Consider the following 23234-nt stretch of genomic DNA (forward strand, 5'->3'; position numbering starts at 1 on the left):
AACGCCCGCGCCTCACCCGACGCCGTTGACTCGGCGGGCAAAACAGCCGGGCGCCGGTTCTTGGGCGCGCCGCCCGCCAACGATACGGCAAACCTGCTATGGCTGACCACCGCCGAGGGGCATTATCCGGCGGTGTTTCCTGACACACTGCACATCCCGCCCCCGGCGCGCCGCGAGCGTCAGACACCAAGACCGGCCCTGACCGACCTCAGCACGTAACAACTACCGACCTCAGCACGTAAGATCTACCGACCTCAGCACGTAAGATCTACCGACCTCAGCACGTAAGATCTACCGACCTCGGCGATCGCGGGCACGGGGCACGGGATACGGGAGAGCAGAGGCGTCAGGCGAGGGGCTTGGGTTCCAAGCCGTAGGGGGCCAGTCCCTCCACTCCCCCATCGGGGGCGGTCAGCACCCACACCCCGCCGGGCACAAGCGCCACCGTGTGCTCCCACTGGGCGGCACGGGAGCCGTCCCGGGTGACCATGGTCCAGCCGTCGTCGAGCTCGTCGACCTCCGGGCCGCCGGCGGTGAGCATTGGCTCGATGGCCAGCACCATGCCGGGGCGCAGCCGCGGCCCCTTGCGCTTGACCGAGTAGTTGAGCACGTCGGGAGCCATGTGCATGGCAGTGCCGATGCCGTGGCCCACGTAGTCCTGCAGGATGCCCAGGTGCACGCCCTCACGCTCGGCCGCGTCGGCGACCGCCGCCTGAACCGCGTCGCCGACGGCATTGAGCCTGGCCGCCCGGCCGTCGGCCTGCCCGGCGGCGGCACGGGCGACGGCGGCGATGGCGTCCCACAGGGCCTGCCGGGTGGTGGCGTCCAGGACCCGGTCGGAGTCGGAGCCGTAGTGGCCGCCGACCACCGTGGTGAAGGCGGCGTCCCCGTGCCACTGGGTCCCGTCGTCGTCCAGGATGTAGGCGCCACAGTCGAAGGTGACCAGGTCGCCGGCCTCAAGCACCCGCTCACCGGGGATGCCGTGGACCACCTCGTCATTGACGGATACGCACACGGTGGCCGGGTAGTCGTAGTAGCCCAGGAAGTTGGAGTGGGCACCGGCGCGGGCGATGGCGTCGGCGGAGACCGCGTCGAGCTCGGCGGTGGTGACGCCCGGCCGCACCGCCTCGCGCAGGGCGGCGTGGATGTCGGCGACGACGAGCCCGGCACGGCGCATCCGGCGCACCTGGTCGGGAGTCTTGAGCTCGATGCGTTCCCGCGTCAGCATGGTGAACCGCCGGGCACTGTTCAGGCGGTCACGCCGCGCGTGGCCAGCGCCGCCATGATGCGGTCGGTGACCTCGTCCAGCGCGCCGACGCCGTCCACGCGCACCAGCAGCCCGCGCGCCTCATACAGTGCCGCCAGGGGCTCGGTCTGCTCCGCGTAGACCTCCAGGCGCCGGCGGATTACCGGCTCGGTGTCATCGGTGCGGCCCTGCTCGGCGGCACGGCCGAGCAGGCGCTGCACCACGACCTCGGCGTCGGCGGTGATCTCCAGGACCACATCCAGGGAGAGCTCCCGCGCCGCGAGCATCGAGTCGAGCTCGTGAACCTGTGCCTCGGTGCGGGGGTAGCCGTCGAGCAGGAAGCCGTCGGCGGCGTCGTCGGCGGTGAGCCGGTCGGCAACCATGGCGTTGGTGACCGAGTCGGGCACGTACTCGCCGGCGTCCATGTACTGCTTGGCCTGGCGCCCCAGCTCGGTGCCGCCGGCGACGTTGGCGCGGAAGATGTCTCCGGTGGAAATCGCCGGGATTGCCAGCCGCTCGCAAATGCGGGCGGCCTGAGTGCCCTTGCCCGCTCCGGGGGGACCGAGGATGACCATGCGTGCGCTCATGAGAGGAACCCTTCGTAGTGCCGCTGCTGCAGCTGAGAGTTGATTTCCTTAACCGTCTGCAGGCCGACCCCCACCATGATCAGGATGGTCGTGCCTCCGAACGGCAGATTCTGGGACAGCCCCAGCCACATGACGGCGAGCGTCGGCAGCAGGGCCAGAATCACCAGGTAGACGGCGCCCGCCGCAGTGACCCGGTTGATCACGTAACTGAGGTAGCGCACGGTCGGCTCACCGGCCCTGATGCCGGGAATGAAGCCGCCGTAGCGCTTCATGTTGTCGGCGATCTCCTCGGAGTTGAAGGTGATCGCCGTGTAGAAGAAGGTGAAGGCGAACACCAGCAGCGCATAGGCCACCAGGTAGACCGTGTCGGTCTGCCCCAGGTTGGTGGCGATCCACTGCACCCAGGAACTGGTGGGGCTGCCGAACTGCGCCACCAGCTGCGGCATGGCCAGCAGGGAGGAGGCGAAGATGACCGGGATGACGCCGGCGGTGTTGATCTTGATGGGGATGTAGGTGGTGGAGCCGCCGTACTGGCGCCGTCCCACCATGCGCTTGGCGTACTGCACGGGAATGCGGCGGGTGGCCTGCTCCACGAATACCACCGCCAAGGTGGCGGCGAGGATGACGGCGACCACCGCCAGGAAGCGGCTGAAGCCGCCGGAGCCGCCCAGGATGGACAGCAGGTTCTGCGGCATGCGGGCCACGATCGAGGTGAAGATCAGCAGCGACATGCCGTTGCCGATGCCGTGCTCGGTGATCAGCTCACCCAGCCACATGATCAGGCCGGTACCGGCGGTCATGGTCACGATCATGAGTGCCAGGTTCGCCGGGGAGTCATTCGGGATGACGTCCACCGAGCAGCCGGTGAACAGGTTGCCGTTCGCGGCGGTGGCCACAATGGTGGCGGACTGGAGCACGCCCAGGCCGATGGTCAGGTAGCGGGTGTACTCGGTGAGCTTGGCGGTTCCCGCCTGCCCCTCCTTGTACAGCTCCTCGAATCGGGGGATCACCACGCGCAGCAGCTGAATGATGATGGAGGCGGTGATGTAGGGCATGATGCCCAGCGCGAATACGCTCAGCTGGAGCAGTGCGCCGCCGGAGAACACGTTGATCAGGCCCAGCAGGCCCTCGTCCTGGCTCTCACCCACGCAGATCTGCACATTGCCCAGGTCGACGCCGGGGGTGGGCAGCACCGAGCCGAAGCGGAACAAGGCCATGATGCCCAGGGTGAACAGGAGCTTTCTCCTCAGGTCCGGCGTCTTAAACGCCTGGATGAACGCACTGAACACTCGGTCTCCTGTGGGCGGCTGATTACGGATCTGGGAAACGGCGGGCGCACGCGCGTCACGCGGACCGACCGCCGAGGTGCCCCGGACACACGTCGCGCCTGTCCGGGGGCATACCCTGGGACACCCTACCCCCGCCACACCTGTCCGGCTTGCCACACAGGCACAAAGCCGACGGGGTATCGGTCACGCCGATGCACCCGGCAGGCCGAGCAAGCGCCCGCACCTGTTACGCGTGCACGGAAGGAGCACATGCGAACGGCTCCGGCCGGGCAGGGTCGCTTCCCTGCCCGGCCGGAGCCGTGGTGCTCGCCGTCGGCGATCAGAATCGGGGCGGCGCTAGCCGGGGCTCACCGCCCCGACCGCTGCGCGCCACCGGTCAGCGGTTGGTCAGCGTACCGCCTGCGGCCTCGACCTTCTCCTTGGCGGAGTTGGACCAGGCGTCGACCGTGAGGTCGAGCTTGACCGCGACGTCGCCTCCACCCAGAACCTTGACCAGGTGGCCGCGGCGAACCGCGCCCTTGGCGACCAGGTCCTCAACCGTGACCGCGCCGCCGGCCGGGAACAGCTCGGCGATGCGGCCGACGTTCACGGGCTGGTACTCGACCCGGTTCGGGTTGCGGAAGCCGCGCAGCTTGGGCAGCCGCATGTGCAGCGGCATCTGGCCACCCTCGAAGCCGGGGCGCACCTGGTAGCGCGCCTTGGTGCCCTTCGTACCGCGGCCGGCGGTCTTGCCCTTGGAGGCCTCACCGCGGCCGACGCGCGTCTTGGCCTTCTTGGAGCCCGGCGCGGGCCGGAGGTCGTGCAGGCGAATAATCTGCCCGGCCTCCTCGTGCTTCTTCGTGTCAGCCATCTCAGGCCTCCTCAACGGTGACGAGGTGCGCCACCTTGGCGATCATGCCGCGCACGGACTGATTGTCCTCGCGGACCACGGACTGGCGGATCCGGCGCAGGCCGAGCGACCTCAGGGTCTCGCGCTGACGACGCGTACCCCCGATGCCGGAACGGACCTGGGTCACCTTGATCTGCCGCACGTCCTGCTGTGTCTTGTCGGTAGCGGCGTCAGCCATCACGCACCCACTCCTTCAGCGGCCTTCTCGGCCTCCTTCTTCTCGGCCTCGGCGCGCTTGGCGGCCTCGCCCTCGGCGCGGGCGCGCAGCATCGACTGCGGCGCGACCTCCTCCAGGGGCAGGCCACGGCGGACCGCAACCGACTCGGGCTGCTCGAGCTGCTTGAGCGCGGCCACCGTCGCGTGGACGATGTTGATCGCGTTCGATGAGCCGAGCGACTTGGACAGGATGTCGTGGACACCCGCGCACTCCAGCACGGCGCGCACCGGGCCGCCGGCGATAACACCGGTACCGGGCGACGCCGGGCGCAGCAGCACGACGCCGGCGGCGTCCTCGCCCTGCACCAGGTGCGGAATGGTGCGGCGGATCATCGGGACGTGGAAGAACTCCTTCTTCGCCGCCTCGACGGCCTTGGCAATGGCTGCGGGAACTTCCTTCGCCTTGCCGTAGCCGACACCCACCGTGCCCTCGCCGTCACCGACCACGACCAGCGCGGTGAAGGTGAAGCGGCGGCCGCCCTTGACGACCTTGGACACGCGGTTGATGGTGACGACGCGCTCGATGTACTTGTCGTCGTTGCCCCGACCGGTGCCCCGGTCGCGGCGGTCAGTGTTGCGGTCACGACGGCCGCGGCCCTCGCCGCGGTCGTTCTCACGCCGGGCCGAGCCGTCGGACGACGCGGACCTGTCTCGCTGCTGTGCAGCCATCAGTAACTCCTTAGCTTTCTCGTCGTCTGGCTCAGAACTCCAGGCCGCCCTCGCGGGCGCCCTCGGCTACGGCCGCAACGCGACCGTGGTACTTGTAGCCGCCACGGTCGAACACGACCTTGTCGATGCCCAGGGCCTTGGCACGCTCGGCGACCAGCTCGCCGACGCGGCGGGCGGCACCGACCTTGTGGCCCTCAACGCCCTGGAGCGCGGCCTCGTGGGTGGAGGCGGAGCAGAGCGTGTGCCCGATGGTGTCGTCGATAACCTGCGCAACCATGTGGCGGTTGGAGCGGCTGACGACGAGCCGGGGGCGCGCGGCCGTGCCGGACACGTGCTTGCGCACGCGCTGGTGGCGGATCTTGCGGGCGACGGTCTTGGTCTTGTCCCTCTTGATCGCGTAAGCCATGGTCACTTACCAGCCTTTCCGACCTTGCGGCGCACGTTCTCGCCGGCGTAGCGCACGCCCTTGCCCTTGTAGGGCTCCGGCGGACGGATCTTGCGAATGTTCGCGGCGACCTCACCGACCTGCTCCTTGGAGATGCCGGAGACGATCACCTTGGAGGTCCCATCGACCTTCAGCTCGATGCCCTCGGGGGCGTCGACGACGACGGTGTGGGAGAAGCCGAGCGACAGCTCGATGCTGCTGCCCTTCTGGACGGCGCGGTAACCGGTGCCGACGATCTCCAGCTGCTTGGAGTAGCCGTCGGTGACACCGATGACCATGTTGTTGATCAGCGTGCGGGACAGGCCGTGCAGCGAGCGCGAGCGGCGCTCGTCGTCGGGCCGGGTGACCAGGATGGAGCCGTCCTCCTGGCGCTCTACCGTCAGCGGCTGGGCGATGGTCCGGGTCAGGGTGCCCTTGGGGCCCTTGACCGTGACGTCATTTCCTTCGATGGTCACGTCCACTCCGGCGGGGACCGGAACGGGAAGGCGTCCAATTCGAGACATGGTTCTCCTCCGCTCCTTATCTCACCAGACGTAGGCGAGCACTTCGCCGCCTACGCCCCGGGACTCGGCCTGCCGGTCGGTCAGGAGACCGGAGGAGGTGGACAGGATGGCCACCCCCAGGCCGCCGAGGACCTTGGGCAGGTTCGTGGACTTCGCGTACACGCGCAGACCGGGCTTGGAGACGCGCTTGAGGCCCTGGATGGCACGCTGCCGGTTGGCACCGTACTTCAGGTTCAGAGTGAGCGTCTTACCGACCTGGGCGTCGGTCACCTCGTAGCCGTCGATGTAGCCCTCGGCCTGCAGCATCTTGGCGATGTTCACCTTCAGCTTGCTGGAGGGCATGGAGACGGTCTCGTGGTATGCGTTGTTGGCATTGCGCAGACGAGTCAACATGTCTGCGATCGGGTCTGTCATTGTCATTAGTGGGCCTGCGCCCTTCCTCGTCGCGGTTTCCTCCTCGGACCTGCGACGTAAGTTCTTACCAGCTGGACTTGCTCACGCCGGGGAGCTGGCCGCTGAGGGCCATCTCGCGCAGGCAGATGCGGCACAGGCCGAACTTGCGGTACACCGAGCGGGGCCGGCCGCAGCGCTGGCAGCGCGTGTAGGCACGGACGCCGAACTTCGGCTTGCGGTTCGCCTTCGCGATCAGAGAGGTCTTTGCCATGTCACTTCTCCTTGAAGGGGAAGCCGAGCTGCTTCAGCAGCGAGCGGGCCTCCTCATCGGTCTTGGCCGTGGTGACCACGGTGATGTCCATGCCGCGCACGCGGTCAATGGCGTCGGGGTCGATCTCGTGGAACACCGCCTGCTCGGTGAGACCGAAGGTGTAGTTGCCGTTGCCGTCGAACTGCTTGGGGCTGAGCCCGCGGAAGTCGCGGATACGCGGCAGCGAGATCGAGATGAGGCGGTCCAGGAACTCCCACATGCGGTCGCCGCGCAGCGTGACGTGGGCGCCGATGGGCTGGCCCGCACGCAGCTTGAACTGGGCGATCGACTTGCGGGCCCGGGTGATCTGGGGCTTCTGGCCGGTGATGGCGGCGAGGTCGCGAACCGCGCCCTCAATCAGCTTGGAGTCGTGGGCGGCCTCCCCCACACCCATGTTCACGACGACCTTGACGACGCGCCCGACCTGCATGACGTTGGAGTGGTCGAACTCCTTCTGCAGAGCGGGGCGCACCTGCTCGTTGTACTTGCCCTTGAGCCGGGGAGCGGCCGGGGCCTCGGTGGTGACAACCGTGTTCTCAGCCATGGTCACAGGTCCTCTCCGGACTTCTTGGCGTAGCGCACGCGCACGGTGCGCTTACGGCCGTTGGGACGCACGCCCTCCTCGAGCCGGAAGCCCACGCGGGTGCGCTGCTTGGTCTTGGGGTCGATGGGCATGACGTTGGAGATGTGGATGGGGGCCTCGACGGTCTCGATACCGCCGGCGGTGGCGCCCTGGGCGGTCTGCCGCGGCCGCGTGTGCTTGGTGACACGCTGCACGCCCTCGACGACGACGCGGTCCTCCTTCGGGATCACCCGAAGCACACGGCCGGTCTTGCCCTTGTCCTTACCGGCGATGACGATGACCTGGTCACCCTTCTTGATACGTGCCATGGGTCAGATCACCTCCGGTGCCAGTGAGACGATGCGCATGAACTTCTTGTCCCGAAGCTCACGGCCGACGGGTCCGAAGATGCGCGTGCCGCGCGGCTCACCGTCGTTGTTCTTGATGATGACGGCCGCATTCTCGTCAAAGCGGATGTACGAGCCGTCCGGGCGGCGACGTTCCTTGGCGGCGCGCACAACGACCGCCCTGACGACCTCGCCCTTCTTGACGCTGCCGCCGGGGATGGCGTCCTTCACGGTGGCGACGATCTGGTCGCCGATGCCCGCATAGCGCCGACCCGAGCCGCCGAGCACACGGATGCAAAGGATCTCCTTGGCACCGGTGTTGTCGGCGACCTTCAGTCGCGACTCCTGCTGGATCATTGAGTGTTCTCCTGTCGTCGAGCCGGTTCTCACCCCGCACGGGGCGGGCCGAGCCTGGCCGAACGTTCTTTCTTCATGTGCGCGCCCCGCGCACGGCGGGAGGTTCTCGACACACGGGTCCCGGCAGACACAGGCGCACGGGCGCGAGGTCTCTGCCGGGCGCGCCGAGAGCGCGCAGCTCCACAACCCTAGTGCAATGCGGGGATTCGCCGGTAGTCGAGCCGGAAGCGCGCGCCTGTGCCGTTGCTCACCGAGCGCGCCGCCCCGGCGTCCGCCGCCCGCCGACGCCGACACACACGCGGGCGTGATTGTGACCTGCCGCTCATTCCGTTAGCCTTGCCGAGTCCTGTTAGCCCCTGATCAAGGAGACCTGAGATGACTGCTCAACTGTCACGGCGCCGCATGCTTTCCGCGGCCGCACTGACCGCGCTCGCAGCTGCTGGAGCGCCCCTGCTGGCGGACCCGGTCGCCCTCGCCGCCGAGGGCTCGGACCTGTACTTCATCAAGAGCAACGACACCGGCCAGGGCAAGATCGAGGTCCACGCCCTCACCGCCGCCTCCAACTACACCTCCTTCAGCCGCCACAACATCACCACCCTGACCAACGGCGAACGCAACAACGGCACCTTCCACATGGTCGGCGAAGACCTCTACTTCATCAAGACCAACAACACCGGCCAGGGCAAGATCGAGGTCCACGCCCTCACCGCCGCCTCCAACTACACCTCCTTCAGCCGCCACAACATCACCACCCTGACCAACGGCGAACGCAACAACGGCACCTTCCACATGGTCGGCGAAGACCTCTACTTCATCAAGACCAACAACACCGGCCAGGGCAAGATCGAGGTCCACGCCCTCACCGCCGCCTCCAACTACACCTCCTTCAGCCGCCACAACATCACCACCCTGACCAACGGCGAACGCAACAACGGCACCTTCCACATGGTCGGCGAAGACCTCTACTTCATCAAGACCAACAACACCGGCCAGGGCAAGATCGAGGTCCACGCCCTCACCGCCGCCTCCAACTACACCTCCTTCAGCCGCCACAACATCACCACCCTGACCAACGGCGAACGCAACAACGGCACCTTCCACATGGTCGGCGAAGACCTCTACTTCATCAAGACCAACAACACCGGCCAGGGCAAGATCGAGGTCCACGCCCTCACCGCCGCCTCCAACTACACCTCCTTCAGCCGCCACAACATCACCACCCTGACCAACGGCGAACGCAACAACGGCACCTTCTGGGTGTCCTCTTCGGCCCGCAGCGCCGCGGCCTCCGCCCCCGCCGGCCGCCTGAACGCCAGGATCATTGCCGCCGCGCAGGCCTACCCCAACGGTGCGGTCGGCGGCCAGTGCGCCGCATGGGTACAAACCGTCATCCGAGCCGCCGGCGGCACACCCGTCTACCTGGAGAACTTCCCGTGGGGATACAACGCCTCCTGGGCGAAGATCTGCACCGAGGTGGTCGGATGGCACAACGTCCAGCCCGGTGACATCTGCCAGTGGGTGTACCCGGACATCGCCGGCGGCCACACCGCAATCATCACGGCCGGCGGCTCTGAGGCGACTGCGCAGGTGATCGACTCGAACTACGGCTACGGCGAGCGCGTCAACCGCGGCAGCTTCGCGTCCCGTAATACGGGCGGCTATTACAAGATCTGGCGCCTGAAGTAGTACCGGTGCGCGGCCCACGCCGGCCCGTGGACCACCGACGTCCTCAAGCAGGAAATGCGCCGAACACGCCGACGCCGCAGCCTTGGGCATAGCCCGTGGCTGCGGCGTCGGCGTTGTGTGTGATGGCGGCGGCGAGCCGCCGCCGATCAGTGAGAGGTCACTTGGCCTTCTCGATGATCTCAACCAGCCGCCAGCGCTTGGTGGCGCTCAGCGGGCGGGTCTCCATGATGAGCACGAGATCGCCGGGGTGGGCGTCGTTGTGCTCGTCGTGGACCTTGTACTTCTTCGAGCGACGCAGAACCTTGCCGTACAGGGAGTGCTTGTAGCGCTCCTCCACCTCGACGACGATGGTCTTCTGCATCTTGTCCGAGACGACGTAGCCACGACGCACCTTACGGTGGTTGCGCTCCGGCGCACCGGACTCGTTCTGGACGTCCTCGTTCTGAGTGGTCTGCTCGCTCACTTGGCCTCCTCCTGAGTACTCGGAGCGGTGCGAATACCGAGCTCACGCTCGCGCACGATGGTGTAGATGCGGGCAATGTCGCGACGCACGGCCTTCAGACGGCCGTGGTCCTCGAGCTGGCCGGTCGCGGAGGCGAACCGAAGGTTGAACAGCTCGGCCTTGGCCTTGGAGAGCTCCTCAGCGAGTCGCTCATTGTCCATGGCGTCGAGGTCGGCGGGGGTCAGCCCCTTGGAACCGATAGCCATCAGACGTCACCACCCTCACGAGTCACGAAACGGGTTTTCATCGGAAGCTTGGCCTGGGCGCGGCGCATGGCCTCCCGGGCGAGGTCGACGTCAACGCCGCCCAGCTCGAACATGATGCGGCCGGGCTTGACGTTGGCGATCCACCACTCCGGGGCGCCCTTACCGGAACCCATGCGGGTCTCCGCGGGCTTCTTGGTCAGCGGGCGGTCCGGGAAGATGTTGATCCACACCTTGCCGCCACGCTTGATGTGCCGGGTCATGGCGATACGCGCGGCCTCGATCTGCCGGTTGGTGACGTAGGCGGGCTCGAGAGCCTGAATGCCGTAGTCACCGAAGGCGATCTGGTTGCCGCCCTTGGACATGCCCGAACGGTGCGGGCGGTGCTGCTTGCGGTACTTGGTCCGGCGGGGGATGAGCACGGCTCAGGCCTCCGTTCCCTGGTCGGGGGCAGCGTTGTCGGTGGCCGGCGCCTGCTCGGCCTGCTGCTCGCTCTGGCGCGGGGCGCGCTCACCGCGACGTCCGCGGCGCTCACCACGACCGCGGCCGCGCGGGGCGGACTCGGCCTGCTGGCGGGCGAACTCGCGCTCGGTCATGTCGCCCTTGTAGATCCACACCTTCACGCCGATACGGCCGAAGGTGGTCCTGGCCTCGTAGAAGCCGTAGTCGATGTTCGCCCGCAGGGTGTGCAGCGGCACCCGACCCTCGCGGTAGAACTCGCTGCGGCTCATCTCGGCACCGCCGAGGCGGCCGGAGCACTGCACCCGCACGCCCTTGGCGCCGGCGCGCATCGCCGACTGCAGGCCGCGGCGCATCGCGCGCCGGAAGGACACGCGGCTGGCAAGCTGCTCGGCGATACCCTGGGCGACCAGCTGGGCGTCCATGTCGGGGTTGCGCACCTCGAGGATGTTCAGCTGCACCTGCTTGCCGGTCAGCTTCTCGAGCTGGCCCCGCAGACGCTCGGCCTCGACGCCGCGCCGACCGATGACGATGCCGGGGCGGGCCGTGTGCAGGTCGACGCGGACCCGGTCACGGGTGCGCTCAATGTCGACCTTCGAAATGCCGGCGCGCTCCATGCCGTCCTCCATGAGACGGCGGATCTTGACGTCCTCGTCCACGAAGTCGCGGTAACGCTGACCGGGCTTGGTGGAGTCGGCGAACCAGCGCGAGCGGTGGTCCGTGGTGATGCCCAGGCGGAACCCGGTCGGGTTGACCTTCTGCCCCATTACCGGGCTCCTTCCTGCTTGGCGGTGTCGGCCTTGTCGCCGACGACAACGGTGATGTGGCTGGTGCGCTTCAGGATCCGGCCGGCGCGCCCCTGGGCGCGCGGGCGGAACCGCTTGAGGGTCGGGCCCTCGTCGGCGTACACCTCAGTGATGAACAGGTCGTTCTCGTCGAAGCGCTCGCCGTCCCGCTCGGCCAGATACCGGGCGTTGGCGATGGCGGACTCGATGACCTTGCGGACGGGCACCGCAGCGGCCTGCGGTGCGAAACGCAGTACGCCCACGGCGTCGACGGCGCGCTTGCCGCGGACGACGTCCACGACCCGGCGTGCCTTCATCGGCGTGCAGCGCACGTACTTGGCCTGCGCCTTGGCTTCCATGTTCTTCAGCCTCTCAAACTCTCCGGCGCCCGTCAGCGACGCGCCTTGCGGTCGTCCTTGACGTGCCCACGGAAGGTCCGCGTGGGGGCGAACTCGCCGAGCTTGTGCCCCACCATCGACTCGGTGACGAACACCGGGACGTGCTTGCGGCCGTCGTGGACAGCAAAGGTGTGGCCGATGAAGTCCGGTGTGATGACCGAACGACGTGACCAGGTCTTGATGACGTTCTTGGTGCCCTTCTCGTTCTGGACGTCCACCTTCTTCTGCAGGTGGTCGTCTACGAAGGGGCCCTTCTTCAGGCTTCGCGACATGATGGCTCCTATCAGCGCTTCTTGCCGGTCCGACGACGACGCACGATAAGCCGGTCGCTGGACTTGTTGGGACGGCGGGTACGGCCCTCAGGCTTGCCCCAGGGCGATACGGGGTGGCGACCACCGGACGTGCGGCCCTCACCACCACCGTGCGGGTGGTCCACCGGGTTCATGACCACACCGCGGACGGTCGGGCGCACACCCTTCCAGCGCATGCGGCCGGCCTTGCCCCAGTTGATGTTGGACTGCTCGGCGTTGCCGACCTCGCCCACGGTCGCCCGGCAGGCGGCCTCAACATTGCGGATCTCACCGGAGGGCATGCGCAGCTGCGCGTACTTGCCCTCCTTGGCGACCAGCTGCACCGAGGTGCCGGCGCTGCGGGCGATCTTGGCGCCACCGCCGGGGCGCAGCTCGACGGCGTGCACCACGGTGCCGGTGGGGATGTTACGCAGCGGCAGGCAGTTGCCGGGCTTGATGTCGGCCCCGGGGCCGGCCTCGACCCGGTCGCCCTGGCGCAGTCCGTTGGGGGCGAGGATGTAGCGCTTCTCGCCGTCCAGGTAGTGCAGCAGCGCGATGCGAGCCGTGCGGTTGGGGTCGTACTCGATGTGCGCGACCTTCGCGGGCACGCCGTCCTTGTCGTGACGGCGGAAGTCGATCAGCCGGTAGGCGCGCTTGTGACCGCCGCCCTTGTGGCGGGTGGTGATGCGGCCGGAGGAGTTGCGGCCTCCGGACTTGCTCAGCGGCCGCACCAGCGACTTCTCGGGCCGACTGCGGGTCAGCTCGCTGAAGTCCGCGACGGAGGAGCCGCGGCGACCGGGGGTCGTCGGCTTGTACTTACGGATTCCCATCTCGATCTTCTACCTTCCGTGTCAGTCCGTCACGTCGCCGAAGATGTCGATGGTGCCCTCGCGCAGCGTCACGATCGCGCGCTTGGTGTCCTTCGACTTGCCGATGCCCGTGCGGGTGCGGCGGGTCTTGCCGCGGCGGTTAATCGTGTTCACCGACTCGACCTTCACGCCGAAGATGGCCTCAACGGCGATCTTGATCTCGGTCTTGTTGGCGGCGGGGTCGACCAGGAAGGTGTACTGCCCGCGATCCATGCAGGTGTACGACTTCTCGGAGACGACCGGCGCGAGGATGACGTCGCGGGGGTTCTTGCTCTTCTCGAGGCTCACTTGGACTCCTCCTCACCCTTGCCGAGGAAGGCATCCAGGGCTGCGGCGGTGAAGACGACGTCGTCGGAGTTGAGGACGTCGTAGGTGTTCAGCTGGTCCGCCTGAAGCACGTGCGCCTCGGGGGCGTTGCGCAGGCTGAGGCGGGTGAGCTCGTCCGCGGAGGTGGCAACCACCAGGGACTTCGGACGGTCCGTGAGGTTGCGCAGCGCGGCGAGGGCCGACTTGGTGGACGGCTTCTCGGAGGTGACGAACTCGGTGATGACGTGAATACGTCCGTTGCGCGCGCGGTCCGACAGGGCCTGGCGCAGCGCCGCGGCCTTCATCTTCTTCGGGGTGCGCTGGGAGTAGTCGCGCGGCTGCGGGCCGTGCACCGTGCCACCGCCGGTGAACTGCGGGGCGCGGATGGAGCCCTGGCGGGCGCGTCCGGTGCCCTTCTGGCGGTAGGGCTTGCGGCCGCCGCCGCGGACCATGCCGCGGGTCTTGGTGGCGTGCGTGCCCTGGCGGGCCGCGGCCAGCTGGGCCACGACCACCTGGTGCATCAGGGGGATGTTCGGCTCGACGTCGAAGATCTCGCCGGGGAGCTCCGCGGTGCCGGTCTTGGCGCCGGTGGAGTCGACGATGTCGACGGTGATGGTCTGTGCCATGGTGTCAGGCTCCCTTCACGGCGGTGCGGATGACGACCACCGAGCCCTTGGGGCCCGGGATGGCGCCGCCCATGAGCAGCACGCCCTTGTCGGTGTCGACGCCGCGGACCTTGAGGTTCTGGACGGTCGTGGTGGCGTGGCCCATGCGGCCGGCCATGCGCAGGCCCTTGAAGATGCGGCCCGGGGTGGCGCAGGCGCCGACGGAGCCGGGCTTACGGTGGTTGCGGTGGGCACCGTGGGAGGCGCCGACGCCGGAGAAGCCGTGACGCTTCATCGTGCCGGCGAAGCCCTTACCCTTTGAGGTGCCGGTGACGTCGACGAGCTGGCCGACCTCGAAGGTGTCGACGTTCAGCTCCTGTCCGGGGGCGTAGTCCCCGGCGAGCGAGGTGCGGACCTCGGCGACGTGGCGGCGGGGGGTCACCCCGGCCTTGGCGAAGTGCCCGGCGAGCGGCTTGGTGACCTTGCGCTCGTCGATCTCGCCGAAGGCGAGCTGGACGGCTTCGTAGCCGTCGTTCTCGACGGTGCGCACCTGGGTGACGACGTTGGTGTCCACGCGCACGACGGTGACCGGGCGCAGGACGCCGTTCTCGTCCCAGACCTGAGTCATGCCGAGCTTGGTGCCGAGCAGCGCCTTGGTGGGCGCAGCTGACCGCTGGTTGGTTGTCATGGCTTCAGTCCTCAGAGCTTGATCTCAATGTTGACGTCGGCCGGCAGGTCGAGCCGCATGAGCGAGTCGACGGCCTTCGGCGTCGGGTCGACGATGTCGATCAGCCGCTTGTGCGTACGCATCTCGAAGTGCTCGCGGCTGTCCTTGTACTTGTGGGGCGACCGAATCACGCAGAACACGTTCTTCTCGGTCGGCAGCGGCACCGGACCAACGACCGTCGCGCCCGCGCGGGTCACGACGTCGACGATCTTGCGCGCCGAGGAGTCAATGACCTCGTGGTCGTAGGACTTGAGCCGGATGCGGATCTTCTGTCCCGCCATGGCGCCTAACCTCTCTTGCTTTCGATTACCGGTCCACGCGCTCGGGCGTGTCGCCTGCGCGACGCGCACCTCGGCCCGGTCAAGGGCAGGTGAGCCGGTCTGGACACACGGAAGCCCGATGGGAATCGGGTCCGTCAGACTGGATTCCGGGGTGGGCCCCCGGTGCGGCCGGACGGGCTGGAACCCGCCGGCTGGCCTACGTTATCAGCGCCTCCCCCGCCCGTGAAAGCCGAAGCGGGCCGGATGCGCTGTGAGACCGCGCACGGGTCCACGCGCTCGGGCGTGTCGCACAGCTGGCTCGCCCGGGCCAACCCGCATGAGCATGCGGGAGGCCCGCCACCCAAGCGGGTGACGGGCCTCCGAAGCCACCGCCGCGGGCCATGAGCCCGCCGACAAGTCAGCGCAGACGCTGTTACCGGGTCACTTGATGATCTTGGTGACGCGGCCGGAGCCGACGGTGCGGCCACCCTCACGGATGGCGAAGCCGAGGCCCTCCTCCATGGCGATCGGCTGGATCAGCTCAACCGACATCTCGGTGGTGTCGCCGGGCATGACCATCTCGGTGCCCTCGGGCAGCGTGATGACGCCGGTGACGTCCGTGGTGCGGAAGTAGAACTGCGGACGGTAGTTCGAGTAGAAGGGGTTGTGGCGGCCGCCCTCGTCCTTGGTCAGGATGTAGACGTGGCCCTCGAACTCGGTGTGCGGGGTGATGGAGCCGGGCTTGCAGACAACCTGCCCGCGCTCGACGTCCTCGCGACGGGTACCGCGCAGCAGCAGACCGCAGTTCTCACCGGCCCAGGCCTCGTCCATGGACTTGTGGAACATCTCGATGCCGGTGACGGTGGTCTTCTGCGGGTCGCGGATACCGAGGATCTCGACCTCGGAGTTGATCGGCAGCTTGCCGCGCTCGACACGACCGGTGACGACGGTGCCGCGACCGGTGATGGTGAAGACGTCCTCGATGGGCATGAGGAACGGCTTGTCCATGTCACGCTCGGGGGTCGGGATGTACTCGTCGACCGCGTCCATGAGCTCCTTGATCTTGCCGGTCCACTCGGGGTCACCCTCGAGGGCCTTCAGCGCGGAGACGCGAACGACCGGGGCCTCGTCACCGTCGTAGTCCTGGGAGGACAGCAGCTCGCGGACCTCCATCTCGACCAGCTCGAGGAGCTCCTCGTCGTCGACCATGTCGGACTTGTTCAGCGCGACCAGCAGGGCGGGGACGCCGACCTGGCGGGCGAGCAGAACGTGCTCGCGGGTCTGGGCCATGGGGCCGTCGGTGGCGGCGACCACCAGGATCGCGCCGTCCATCTGGGCGGCACCGGTGATCATGTTCTTGATGTAGTCGGCGTGACCGGGGGCGTCCACGTGAGCGTAGTGACGCTTGTCGGTCTCGTACTCGACGTGCGCGATGTTGATGGTGATACCGCGCTGGCGCTCCTCGGGAGCCTTGTCGATCTCGTCGAAGGGGGTGAAGGGGTTCAGGTCCGGGTACTCGTCGTGCAGGACCTTGGAGATCGCGGCGGTCAGCGTCGTCTTACCGTGGTCGACGTGACCGATCGTTCCGATGTTGACGTGCGGCTTGGTCCGCTCGAACTTGGCCTTGGCCACTGGTGTCCTCCTGGGACTCGGGTAGTTCTCTTCGTCGGGAGTCGACTAGCACATGTTAGCCGCACCGACTGCCAGAGTGTCTACGGGTGAATTGTTGGAAATCTTACTTGGATGGGATGCCCCGGAGGTAATTCCGGGGCGGTGACCGCCGGGACGGGACATGTGATTCCCGCCCCGGCGGCGGTGCAGGCCGGGTTACTCGCCCTTGGCCCTGGCGATGACCTCGTCCGCCACGTTCTTGGGAACCTCGGCGTATGAGTCGAAGGTCATGGAGTAGACGGCACGGCCCTGCGTCTTGGAGCGCAGGTCGCCGACGTAGCCGAACATCTCCGACAGCGGGACGGCGGCCTTGATGACCTTCACGCCCTGCGCGTCCTCCATTGACTGAACCATGCCCCGGCGGGAGTTCAGGTCGCCGATGACGTCGCCCATGTACTCCTCGGGGGTGCGCACCTCGACGGCCATGACCGGCTCGAGCAGAACCGGCTGGGCCTTCTTGGCGCCCTCCTTGAAGGCCATCGAGCCGGCGATCTTGAACGCCATCTCGGAGGAGTCGACCTCGTGGTAGCCGCCGTCGACCAGGGTGGCCTTGACGTCCACCATCGGGTAGCCGGCCAGCACACCGGTCGTCATGGCCTCCTGCACGCCGGCGTCGACGCTCGGGATGAACTCGCGGGGCACGCGACCACCCGTGATGGCGTTGACGAACTCGTAGTGCTGGTTCTCGGACTCCTCGTCGGTCTCGTCGACCACGAGGGGCTCGAAGGACATGAGCACCTTCGCGAACTGACCGGAACCACCGGTCTGCTTCTTGTGCGTGTACTCGACCTTGTCGACCTTCTTGCGGATGGTCTCACGGTAGGCGACCATCGGGTTACCGACGTTCGCCTCCACCTTGAACTCGCGCCGCATGCGGTCGACGAACACATCCAGGTGCAGCTCGCCCATACCGCCGATGACGGTCTGGCCGGTCTCCTCGTCGAGCTCGACGGTGAAGGTCGGGTCCTCCTCGGAGAGCTTCTGGATGGCCACACCCAGCTTCTCCTGGTCGCCCTTGGTCTTGGGCTCGATGGCCACGTGGATCACGGGATCCGGGAAGGTCATCGACTCCAGGATGATCGGGTCGCCCTGGGCGCACAGCGTGTCACCCGTGGTGACGTCCTTCAGGCCGATGAAGGCGTAGATGTGGCCCGCGTGGGCCTCCTCCACCGGATTCTCCTTGTTGGAGTGCATCTGGAAGAGCTTGCCGACGCGCTCCTTGCGGCCCTTGGTCGCGTTGAAGACCGTGTCACCCTGGGAGACCTTGCCGGAGTAGACGCGCACGTACACCAGCTTCCCGTAGAACGGGTGCGTGGCGACCTTGAAGGCGAGCGCGGAGAAGGGCTCCTTCTCGTCCGCCTTGCGGGTGAGCGCCTTGGACTCGTCGCCGGGGGCGTGGCCCTCGACGTCCGGAACGTCCAGCGGGGAGGGCAGGTAGTCGAGCACGCCGTCGAGCACGGGCTGGATGCCCTTGTTCTTGAAGGCGGACCCGGCGAAGACCGGGAAGGCCTGGCCGGCGATGGTGAGCTTGCGGATGCCGCGCTTGAGCTCGGCGACCGTGAGCTCCTCACCCTCCAGGTACTTCTCCATCAGCTCGTCGTCGGCCTCGGCGACCGTCTCCATGAGCTCGCTCCGCAGCTGCTCGGCCTTGGCCACGAGCTCGGCGGGGATCTCCTCGTACTCGACGACGGAGCCGCGGGTCTCCTTGCCGTCGGCGTCCTTCTCGGGGAAGCGGACGGCCCGCATCTCCAGCACGTCGACGACGCCGGAGAACTCGTTCTCGGCACCGATGGGGAAGTTCACGACGATGGGAGTGGCGTGGAGCCGGTCGCGGATCGTCTGGACGGAGAAGTCGAAGTCCGCGCCCAGCTTGTCCATCTTGTTGATGTAGCAGATGCGGGGGACGTTGTACTTGTCCGCCTGGCGCCACACCGTCTCGGACTGGGGCTCGACGCCCTCCTTGCCGTCGAAGACGGCGACCGCACCGTCGAGCACGCGCAGTGAGCGCTCGACCTCGACCGTGAAGTCGACGTGGCCGGGGGTGTCGATGATGTTGATCTGGTTGTCGTTCCAGAAGCAGGTGGTGGCCGCGGAGGTAATGGTGATACCGCGCTCCTGCTCCTGCTCCATCCAGTCCATCGTGGAGGCGCCGTCGTGCGTCTCGCCGATCTTGTAGTTGATGCCCGTGTAGAACAGGATGCGCTCGGTCACGGTGGTCTTGCCGGCATCGATGTGAGCCATGATGCCGATGTTGCGGACCTTGGTGAGGTCAGTCAGCACGTCTAGTGCCACTAGTGGTGTCCTTCGTTCGTGTGGTGAGGGAGTTGGGCACCGTCCAGGCCCGGAGGGGCCCGGACGGGGTGCGGATGATTACCAGCGGTAGTGAGCGAAGGCCTTGTTGGACTCGGCCATTCGGTGCATGTCCTCGCGCCGCTTGACGGCGGCGCCGAGGCCGTTGGAGGCGTCCAGGATCTCGTTCATGAGGCGCTCGGTCATGGTGTTCTCGCGCCGCTGGCGGGAGAAGTCCACGAGCCACCGCAGAGCGAGGGTCGTGGCGCGGTTGGGGCGGACCTCGACCGGGACCTGGTAGGTCGCACCACCGACGCGGCGGGAGCGGACCTCCAGGGACGGGCGAATGTTGTCCAGGGCGCGCTTGAGGACCGAGACCGGATCCTGGTCGGTCTTGGAGCGCACCCCCTCGAGGGCGCCGTAGACGATGCGCTCGGCGGTCGCCTTCTTGCCGTCGAGCAGGACGCGGTTGACGAGCTGGGTGACGACCGGTGAGCCGTAGACCGGGTCGACGGCGAGCGGGCGCCGGGGGGCGGGACCCTTACGGGGCATTAGTTCTTCTCCTTCTTGGCGCCGTACTTGGAGCGTGCCTGCTGGCGGCCCTTGACACCCTGGGTGTCGAGGGAGCCGCGCACGATGTGGTAACGGACACCGGGAAGGTCCTTCACACGACCACCGCGGACGAGCACGATCGAGTGCTCCTGGAGGTTGTGCCCCTCACCGGGGATGTAGGCCGTGACCTCAATGCCCGTCGACAGGCGCACACGGGCGACCTTACGCAGGGCGGAGTTCGGCTTCTTCGGGGTCGTGGTGTACACGCGGGTGCACACGCCACGACGCTGCGGGCTGGACTTGAGCGCCGGCGTCTTGGAGGCCGCACGCTTGGTAGAGCGGCCCTTGCGGACCAGCTGCTGAATTGTGGGCACTACTGATTCTCCATCTTGAAGTGCTTTGCGGGCTGTCGTTGCCCGTGTGCCGACCCGCTCCCCCACGACGGCGCACTGAGCCACGGTGAGGGCCGGCCCGCCCGGCGCCGGCCCGGCCGACGACGCTGCGTCCGGAGCCCCGTGACGGGGCCCGTCGGTTCCCGCCGCGGCAGACCCGCGTCACTCGCCGACGCCTGAGCGCCGCCTCGCTGGGAACGGAATGGAGAACGGTGACCCGCACGCGGGCACCAGGGCGTGACTTTACCGGCCTGCGCCCGCAGACGCCAGGCGCTGCCATGGTGTTCCCGGCCACGTACCGAGCCGCGGACCGGCCGCAGTCGCCTGGCACCTGCGGCTCACGGGCGCGGCGGTGACGCCGCCCTCAGCCCTCGCCCCTGACGGCCCGGAGGATCTCCAGGACCTGCTCCTTGCCCGGGACATCCACGCCCAGCGACTCGACCTCACCGATGAGGGCGTCTACGCGGTCCACGTCGATTGACGTCGCGTAGGACTCCGCCTGCGCGACGGTGGCGTCCTTCAGCGCCGTCGCCCCGTAGTAGGCGCCGCCGATGACCGCCGCCGTCGGCAGGATGAAGGAGGCCAGGAGCAGGAGGAACGCGGCAGTCTTGGGGCGAGCCCGGGCGACTGCGACGCACGCGATGATGAAGCCGACGAATGCGAGCACTCCCCCGGCGGCGAAGGCCGCCAGCGCGGGCGTGCTCAGGGTCGATCCGTTCCCCTGCACGATGGCGAGCACGTCCACGGACGTCAGCAGCAGGTAGATGCCGCCTCCCAGGAGCGCGCTCGCCAGCAGCACGACGATAGTGCCCAGCGGCGTGGCCGCCGTGCGGCGGCGCCGCGGGGGCCGCGGCAGGCGCACGGGTGCGGCGGGTACGGGCTCGGCCGGGGCCACGTCCATCCGGTGCCCGCCGTATGCGTACTGCGGCGCGGCGTCCGGGGTCGCGCCGCCTACGGCCAGCGGCATCGTCCGGGTGGCCGCGGGCGCGTCATCGGCGAAGGACGTCCCGAAGACCGGGTCGGCGCCGGCCTGCGGCTCGTCTCCGTATGCCGTGCCGAACGCCTGCGTGGGCTGGGAGTCCTGCCACTGCGCGCCGTCGGCGTCGCGCTCCAAGCGCTCGTCCCAGCCATTGCGACCGAACACGCTCACCCGCCGGGCGCCGCCGTGCGGCCGGGGATCGGGCTCATACTCGGGCGCGGACGAATTGGACATGCGTGGGCTCCTTACCGACGCCGCGGACAGGTACGCCCTCAACCGTACCGACGCCGCACGCCGACACCGACGTGCGCTTCAACACGGTCGCGCCGCCGGCCCGGTGGCCGCGCCGACGCCGCCGCGCTCACAGCCACAGGCCCCGGCGGTGAAGTCCCCACAGAATCGGGTCCAGGACCCGGAACGGCGAGATCCCGCGCTCTGTCAGCTGATCGGCGTGCTGGGGGCTCTCACCCACCGCCGATACGGCGAAGTACCGCAGCTCGGCGAGCGAGCCGTCGCTCCGCGCCCCCTCCGCCGCCACCGTGACCGTGGTGTCGCCGATGCGCGCGAACAGTGAGCGGACCTCCGCGTCCAGGAACGCGGCATCGGCCTCAAAGGCGGCCATCGCGTCCTCAGTACTCTGCTGCGCGCGCAGCATCGTGTCATCACGGTTGAAGTGAGCGGCCGGATTAGCCAGCAGCGGCGTCAGGGCACTGTCCGCATTGGTCATCTTGTGCAGCGAGTCGAACTTGGAGATGGTCAGCGCCAACCGGGCCGAGCCGGAGGACAGCTGCCTGAGTACCTTGGGCAGCACCTCATCGGGCGTGTCACCCAGCCGGTTGCGATCGATCTCCGGAATGATGCCCGCGAGCACCTGGCGCACGGAGTCCAGCATGAGCGGATCGAACAGGAAGATCACCAGATCGGCCCGGTCCATGAAGCTGAAGTGAAGCGGCCTGTCCACCACCTTCTCAATGTCCTCGCCGGCCACATCGCGCATGACGATGTAGAAGCGCTCGACGCCGTTCCCCCCGAACTCCCAGATCAGGGGGTCCTGCTGATAGGCACCGCCGCCGGCGATCGGAGGAGTGCCCCCCATGACCACGTTGTCCTTGAAAAGGGGCTCGTAATAACGTGTCGAGTACACCTCGTACGTCCCCATCGTGGTCGGCGTCATGGTGCATCCCCGGGATTCCGCGTAGCGCCTGAGCAGGTCCACCGCCACACCGATGTACACCGACTTGCCGGAGCCGCGCGCCCCGACCAGCGTCATCGTGAAAACCCGGGCATCGCGCCAGCCGGGCGGCAGGTCCCGGTGGCACGAGTTGCATACCGGCTGGCGGCACAGCTGCCCGCAGCGCCGGCACGGGATCGCGTTCGGCAGCGGCTGGCCCTCGGTTTGAACGACGCGGTAGGTGGGAGTCGTCTTGAAGTCGTAGCCGGCCAGGGCGGTGGCCTGCAGGTCGGGAACGGGCACGCACGCACCCGTGCAACGTAGCGTCGTCTCCCCGGCCGGTACTGGGGAAAAGCAGTAGGGGCAGGCACTCATGCGGTTTCTCCGTTTCCGTGGGTTTCAGCGGGTTGCGTCAGCCAGGCGAGTAGCGGCTCCAGGAGCTCCAGCGTGCGGGCCCCGAAGCCGACGTCGTCACGCATCAACTCCGCCCAGGCCTCCGCGTCCAGGGCGCAGGCACCGGGGTCGGGGACGACGGCGAGCACGTCGGCCGATCCGACCAGCAGCACATCCGCGCGGGCGGGCACCGGAGGCAGGTCCGTGACCACCCCCACGCGGCCCTGCGCAGCAGCAACCACCACCTGGCCGACGCCGTGTTGCTCCACACCGGCCACGGGAGGGCGGCGCACCGACGGCGCCGGGACGCCGACAGTGGCGTACAGGTCATTGAGGAAGCCGAGCAGGGCGTCCACCCGCTCCGCGTACTGCTGCATCGACGCGGAGGTGTCGATCACCAGGGTTGAAAGCGTGGGGGCGAGCCGCCTGCCCTGCTCCTCCCAGCGCCTCGCGCACCAGCCGCCCAGGCCCAGGGTGGCCGAGCCGCCCTCACCGGGGAGGATCGCTATGCCGGTGTTGGAGCGCGACAAGGTGATCACGGCCGCGGAGGACCGGCCGGAGACGGGGATGGACCGCAGCAGGTATGACTGCCCGCCCGCGACCCCAATGGCGAGGTCGACCGTATGGTCCCCGGGGAAGGGGGCACCGGAGGACGTCGCCACGCACACCGTGGTCGGCGTATCCGTGCCGACGGACTGTGCGGGGAATGCGACCGCCGTACGCGCCGCGCCAAGATACTTGGGTGACCGCGCCGTACCCATCACCTCCAGGCGCGCGGGCACCGCGCGCGAGACGAGGCTCAGCTCGACGGCGCCCTGGCCGGGCAGGGTGAGCGCGTCCCACTCTCCGTGCGCAATGATGTCTGACACGAGGCTTCCTTTCCT

32 protein-coding genes are annotated in these 23234 nt (G+C 68.0%); 1 reads left to right on the forward strand and 31 read right to left on the reverse strand.

The genetic code is table 11. The annotated features are described in order from the left end of the window. Window positions 1-346 precede the first annotated feature (346 nt). The 13 genes from map to rplN all read right to left on the reverse strand — a co-directional run bounded on the left by map (window position 347) and on the right by rplN (window position 7813). Entirely contained in the window at window positions 347-1228 is an 882-nt protein-coding gene (gene map, locus E4J16_RS11285; protein ID WP_136314045.1) for a type I methionyl aminopeptidase, read from the reverse strand. Between the two features lie 20 nt (window positions 1229-1248). Then, a complete protein-coding gene (locus E4J16_RS11290) occupies window positions 1249-1833 on the reverse strand; it encodes an adenylate kinase (RefSeq protein WP_240038128.1) in 585 nt (194 codons plus the stop codon). Continuing rightward, entirely contained in the window at window positions 1830-3122 is a 1293-nt protein-coding gene (secY, locus tag E4J16_RS11295) for a preprotein translocase subunit SecY (RefSeq protein WP_136193650.1), read from the reverse strand. Before secY ends, E4J16_RS11290 begins: the two co-directional genes overlap by 4 nt. A 376-nt stretch (window positions 3123-3498) precedes the next feature. After that, the gene (gene rplO / locus E4J16_RS11300) at window positions 3499-3972 is read right to left on the reverse strand and encodes a 50S ribosomal protein L15 (protein WP_136193649.1); all 474 of its coding nucleotides are present in this window, start codon (window positions 3970-3972) and stop codon (window positions 3499-3501) included. 1 nt (window position 3973) lies between these two features. Then, on the reverse strand, window positions 3974-4189 hold the full coding sequence (rpmD, locus tag E4J16_RS11305; RefSeq protein ID WP_136193648.1) for a 50S ribosomal protein L30: 216 nt from the start codon (window positions 4187-4189) through the stop codon (window positions 3974-3976). Further along, a complete protein-coding gene (gene rpsE, locus E4J16_RS11310) occupies window positions 4189-4896 on the reverse strand; it encodes a 30S ribosomal protein S5 (RefSeq protein ID WP_136193647.1) in 708 nt (235 codons plus the stop codon). The genes rpmD and rpsE overlap by 1 nt, the downstream gene beginning before the upstream one ends. 31 nt (window positions 4897-4927) lie before the next feature. Further along, the gene (gene rplR, locus E4J16_RS11315; RefSeq protein ID WP_136193646.1) at window positions 4928-5302 is read right to left on the reverse strand and encodes a 50S ribosomal protein L18; all 375 of its coding nucleotides are present in this window, start codon (window positions 5300-5302) and stop codon (window positions 4928-4930) included. Between the two features lie 2 nt (window positions 5303-5304). Next, entirely contained in the window at window positions 5305-5844 is a 540-nt protein-coding gene (rplF, locus tag E4J16_RS11320; protein ID WP_136193645.1) for a 50S ribosomal protein L6, read from the reverse strand. 21 nt (window positions 5845-5865) lie between these two features. Further along, window positions 5866-6264, reverse strand: coding sequence for a 30S ribosomal protein S8 (gene rpsH, locus E4J16_RS11325; RefSeq protein ID WP_136193644.1), 399 nt, complete (start codon window positions 6262-6264; stop codon window positions 5866-5868). A gap of 58 nt (window positions 6265-6322) precedes the next feature. Further along, the gene (locus E4J16_RS11330; RefSeq protein WP_092532989.1) at window positions 6323-6508 is read right to left on the reverse strand and encodes a type Z 30S ribosomal protein S14; all 186 of its coding nucleotides are present in this window, start codon (window positions 6506-6508) and stop codon (window positions 6323-6325) included. A 1-nt stretch (window position 6509) separates the two neighbouring features. Next, a complete protein-coding gene (rplE, locus tag E4J16_RS11335; protein WP_136193643.1) occupies window positions 6510-7091 on the reverse strand; it encodes a 50S ribosomal protein L5 in 582 nt (193 codons plus the stop codon). Window positions 7092-7093: 2 nt separating this feature from the next. Beyond that, entirely contained in the window at window positions 7094-7438 is a 345-nt protein-coding gene (gene rplX, locus E4J16_RS11340) for a 50S ribosomal protein L24 (protein ID WP_136193642.1), read from the reverse strand. 3 nt (window positions 7439-7441) lie between these two features. Continuing rightward, window positions 7442-7813 carry a 50S ribosomal protein L14 gene (gene rplN, locus E4J16_RS11345; RefSeq protein ID WP_092532997.1) on the reverse strand — a complete coding sequence of 124 codons (372 nt, stop codon included), beginning with the start codon at window positions 7811-7813 and terminating at the stop codon, window positions 7442-7444. 375 nt (window positions 7814-8188) lie between these two features. On the opposite strand from rplN, the gene E4J16_RS11350 reads away from it, so the two are divergent. Continuing rightward, window positions 8189-9499 carry a CHAP domain-containing protein gene (locus tag E4J16_RS11350; protein ID WP_136314046.1) on the forward strand — a complete coding sequence of 437 codons (1311 nt, stop codon included), beginning with the start codon at window positions 8189-8191 and terminating at the stop codon, window positions 9497-9499. Between the two features lie 157 nt (window positions 9500-9656). Here E4J16_RS11350 and rpsQ read toward each other — a convergent pair whose 3' ends face one another. From rpsQ to E4J16_RS11440, 18 genes are all read right to left on the reverse strand, one after another. Further along, the gene (rpsQ, locus tag E4J16_RS11355) at window positions 9657-9962 is read right to left on the reverse strand and encodes a 30S ribosomal protein S17 (RefSeq protein WP_136193640.1); all 306 of its coding nucleotides are present in this window, start codon (window positions 9960-9962) and stop codon (window positions 9657-9659) included. Next, a complete protein-coding gene (gene rpmC, locus E4J16_RS11360) occupies window positions 9959-10207 on the reverse strand; it encodes a 50S ribosomal protein L29 (protein WP_092533004.1) in 249 nt (82 codons plus the stop codon). The genes rpsQ and rpmC overlap by 4 nt, the downstream gene beginning before the upstream one ends. After that, a complete protein-coding gene (gene rplP / locus E4J16_RS11365; RefSeq protein WP_136193639.1) occupies window positions 10207-10626 on the reverse strand; it encodes a 50S ribosomal protein L16 in 420 nt (139 codons plus the stop codon). The genes rpmC and rplP overlap by 1 nt, the downstream gene beginning before the upstream one ends. A gap of 3 nt (window positions 10627-10629) precedes the next feature. Next, window positions 10630-11430, reverse strand: coding sequence for a 30S ribosomal protein S3 (gene rpsC, locus E4J16_RS11370; protein ID WP_136193638.1), 801 nt, complete (start codon window positions 11428-11430; stop codon window positions 10630-10632). Next, entirely contained in the window at window positions 11430-11807 is a 378-nt protein-coding gene (gene rplV, locus E4J16_RS11375; protein WP_136193637.1) for a 50S ribosomal protein L22, read from the reverse strand. Before rplV ends, rpsC begins: the two co-directional genes overlap by 1 nt. Before the next feature lie 32 nt (window positions 11808-11839). Further along, window positions 11840-12118, reverse strand: a complete 279-nt coding sequence (gene rpsS, locus E4J16_RS11380; protein ID WP_092533016.1) for a 30S ribosomal protein S19 — start codon at window positions 12116-12118, stop codon at window positions 11840-11842. 11 nt (window positions 12119-12129) lie between these two features. Continuing rightward, window positions 12130-12966, reverse strand: coding sequence for a 50S ribosomal protein L2 (gene rplB / locus E4J16_RS11385; RefSeq protein ID WP_136193636.1), 837 nt, complete (start codon window positions 12964-12966; stop codon window positions 12130-12132). Between the two features lie 21 nt (window positions 12967-12987). Next, window positions 12988-13293 carry a 50S ribosomal protein L23 gene (gene rplW / locus E4J16_RS11390; protein ID WP_136193635.1) on the reverse strand — a complete coding sequence of 102 codons (306 nt, stop codon included), beginning with the start codon at window positions 13291-13293 and terminating at the stop codon, window positions 12988-12990. After that, window positions 13290-13937, reverse strand: a complete 648-nt coding sequence (gene rplD, locus E4J16_RS11395) for a 50S ribosomal protein L4 (RefSeq protein WP_136193634.1) — start codon at window positions 13935-13937, stop codon at window positions 13290-13292. The genes rplW and rplD overlap by 4 nt, the downstream gene beginning before the upstream one ends. Before the next feature lie 4 nt (window positions 13938-13941). Continuing rightward, a complete protein-coding gene (gene rplC / locus E4J16_RS11400; protein ID WP_136314047.1) occupies window positions 13942-14604 on the reverse strand; it encodes a 50S ribosomal protein L3 in 663 nt (220 codons plus the stop codon). 11 nt (window positions 14605-14615) lie between these two features. Then, on the reverse strand, window positions 14616-14924 hold the full coding sequence (gene rpsJ, locus E4J16_RS11405; protein ID WP_003786051.1) for a 30S ribosomal protein S10: 309 nt from the start codon (window positions 14922-14924) through the stop codon (window positions 14616-14618). A 420-nt stretch (window positions 14925-15344) separates the two neighbouring features. Further along, window positions 15345-16535 (reverse strand): elongation factor Tu, encoded by a 1191-nt coding sequence (gene tuf, locus E4J16_RS11410; protein WP_136314048.1) that lies wholly within the window; start codon window positions 16533-16535, stop codon window positions 15345-15347. Between the two features lie 195 nt (window positions 16536-16730). Then, window positions 16731-18866, reverse strand: a complete 2136-nt coding sequence (gene fusA / locus E4J16_RS11415) for an elongation factor G (RefSeq protein WP_136193631.1) — start codon at window positions 18864-18866, stop codon at window positions 16731-16733. A gap of 78 nt (window positions 18867-18944) precedes the next feature. Continuing rightward, window positions 18945-19415, reverse strand: coding sequence for a 30S ribosomal protein S7 (rpsG, locus tag E4J16_RS11420; protein ID WP_073327560.1), 471 nt, complete (start codon window positions 19413-19415; stop codon window positions 18945-18947). Beyond that, entirely contained in the window at window positions 19415-19789 is a 375-nt protein-coding gene (gene rpsL / locus E4J16_RS11425; RefSeq protein WP_073327562.1) for a 30S ribosomal protein S12, read from the reverse strand. Before rpsL ends, rpsG begins: the two co-directional genes overlap by 1 nt. 382 nt (window positions 19790-20171) lie before the next feature. Continuing rightward, window positions 20172-21020 carry a hypothetical protein gene (locus E4J16_RS11430; RefSeq protein ID WP_136193630.1) on the reverse strand — a complete coding sequence of 283 codons (849 nt, stop codon included), beginning with the start codon at window positions 21018-21020 and terminating at the stop codon, window positions 20172-20174. A gap of 127 nt (window positions 21021-21147) precedes the next feature. Next, window positions 21148-22260, reverse strand: a complete 1113-nt coding sequence (locus E4J16_RS11435) for a hypothetical protein (protein ID WP_240038129.1) — start codon at window positions 22258-22260, stop codon at window positions 21148-21150. Between the two features lie 68 nt (window positions 22261-22328). Further along, window positions 22329-23219, reverse strand: a complete 891-nt coding sequence (locus E4J16_RS11440) for a hypothetical protein (RefSeq protein WP_136193628.1) — start codon at window positions 23217-23219, stop codon at window positions 22329-22331. Window positions 23220-23234: the final 15 nt, after the last annotated feature.

Origin of the sequence: Actinomyces procaprae (genome assembly GCF_004798665.1) — a bacterium.
Taxonomy (GTDB): domain Bacteria; phylum Actinomycetota; class Actinomycetes; order Actinomycetales; family Actinomycetaceae; genus Actinomyces; species Actinomyces procaprae.

Coding starts and splice junctions, on each gene's coding strand:
- rplV (WP_136193637.1), bottom strand. CDS start 11,807: ATGGAAGCCAAGGCGCAGGCCAAGTACGTGCGCTGCACGCCGATGAAG.
- rplR (WP_136193646.1), bottom strand. CDS start 5,302: ATGGCTTACGCGATCAAGAGGGACAAGACCAAGACCGTCGCCCGCAAG.
- rpsJ (WP_003786051.1), bottom strand. CDS start 14,924: ATGGCGGGACAGAAGATCCGCATCCGGCTCAAGTCCTACGACCACGAG.
- E4J16_RS11430 (WP_136193630.1), bottom strand. CDS start 21,020: ATGTCCAATTCGTCCGCGCCCGAGTATGAGCCCGATCCCCGGCCGCAC.
- rpsC (WP_136193638.1), bottom strand. CDS start 11,430: ATGGGGCAGAAGGTCAACCCGACCGGGTTCCGCCTGGGCATCACCACG.
- map (WP_136314045.1), bottom strand. CDS start 1,228: ATGCTGACGCGGGAACGCATCGAGCTCAAGACTCCCGACCAGGTGCGC.
- rplF (WP_136193645.1), bottom strand. CDS start 5,844: ATGTCTCGAATTGGACGCCTTCCCGTTCCGGTCCCCGCCGGAGTGGAC.
- rplX (WP_136193642.1), bottom strand. CDS start 7,438: ATGGCACGTATCAAGAAGGGTGACCAGGTCATCGTCATCGCCGGTAAG.
- rpsH (WP_136193644.1), bottom strand. CDS start 6,264: ATGACAATGACAGACCCGATCGCAGACATGTTGACTCGTCTGCGCAAT.
- rplD (WP_136193634.1), bottom strand. CDS start 13,937: ATGGCACAGACCATCACCGTCGACATCGTCGACTCCACCGGCGCCAAG.
- rpmC (WP_092533004.1), bottom strand. CDS start 10,207: ATGGCTATCGGTTCCAAGGGGCTGACCCCCGCCGACCTCGACGCCATG.
- rplN (WP_092532997.1), bottom strand. CDS start 7,813: ATGATCCAGCAGGAGTCGCGACTGAAGGTCGCCGACAACACCGGTGCC.
- rplC (WP_136314047.1), bottom strand. CDS start 14,604: ATGACAACCAACCAGCGGTCAGCTGCGCCCACCAAGGCGCTGCTCGGC.
- rpmD (WP_136193648.1), bottom strand. CDS start 4,189: ATGGCTGACGCCGCTACCGACAAGACACAGCAGGACGTGCGGCAGATC.
- rplB (WP_136193636.1), bottom strand. CDS start 12,966: ATGGGAATCCGTAAGTACAAGCCGACGACCCCCGGTCGCCGCGGCTCC.
- rpsS (WP_092533016.1), bottom strand. CDS start 12,118: ATGTCGCGAAGCCTGAAGAAGGGCCCCTTCGTAGACGACCACCTGCAG.
- E4J16_RS11330 (WP_092532989.1), bottom strand. CDS start 6,508: ATGGCAAAGACCTCTCTGATCGCGAAGGCGAACCGCAAGCCGAAGTTC.
- rpsG (WP_073327560.1), bottom strand. CDS start 19,415: ATGCCCCGTAAGGGTCCCGCCCCCCGGCGCCCGCTCGCCGTCGACCCG.
- E4J16_RS11290 (WP_240038128.1), bottom strand. CDS start 1,833: ATGAGCGCACGCATGGTCATCCTCGGTCCCCCCGGAGCGGGCAAGGGC.
- rplE (WP_136193643.1), bottom strand. CDS start 7,091: ATGGCTGAGAACACGGTTGTCACCACCGAGGCCCCGGCCGCTCCCCGG.
- rplO (WP_136193649.1), bottom strand. CDS start 3,972: ATGGCTGACACGAAGAAGCACGAGGAGGCCGGGCAGATTATTCGCCTG.
- E4J16_RS11350 (WP_136314046.1), top strand. CDS start 8,189: ATGACTGCTCAACTGTCACGGCGCCGCATGCTTTCCGCGGCCGCACTG.
- rpsE (WP_136193647.1), bottom strand. CDS start 4,896: ATGGCTGCACAGCAGCGAGACAGGTCCGCGTCGTCCGACGGCTCGGCC.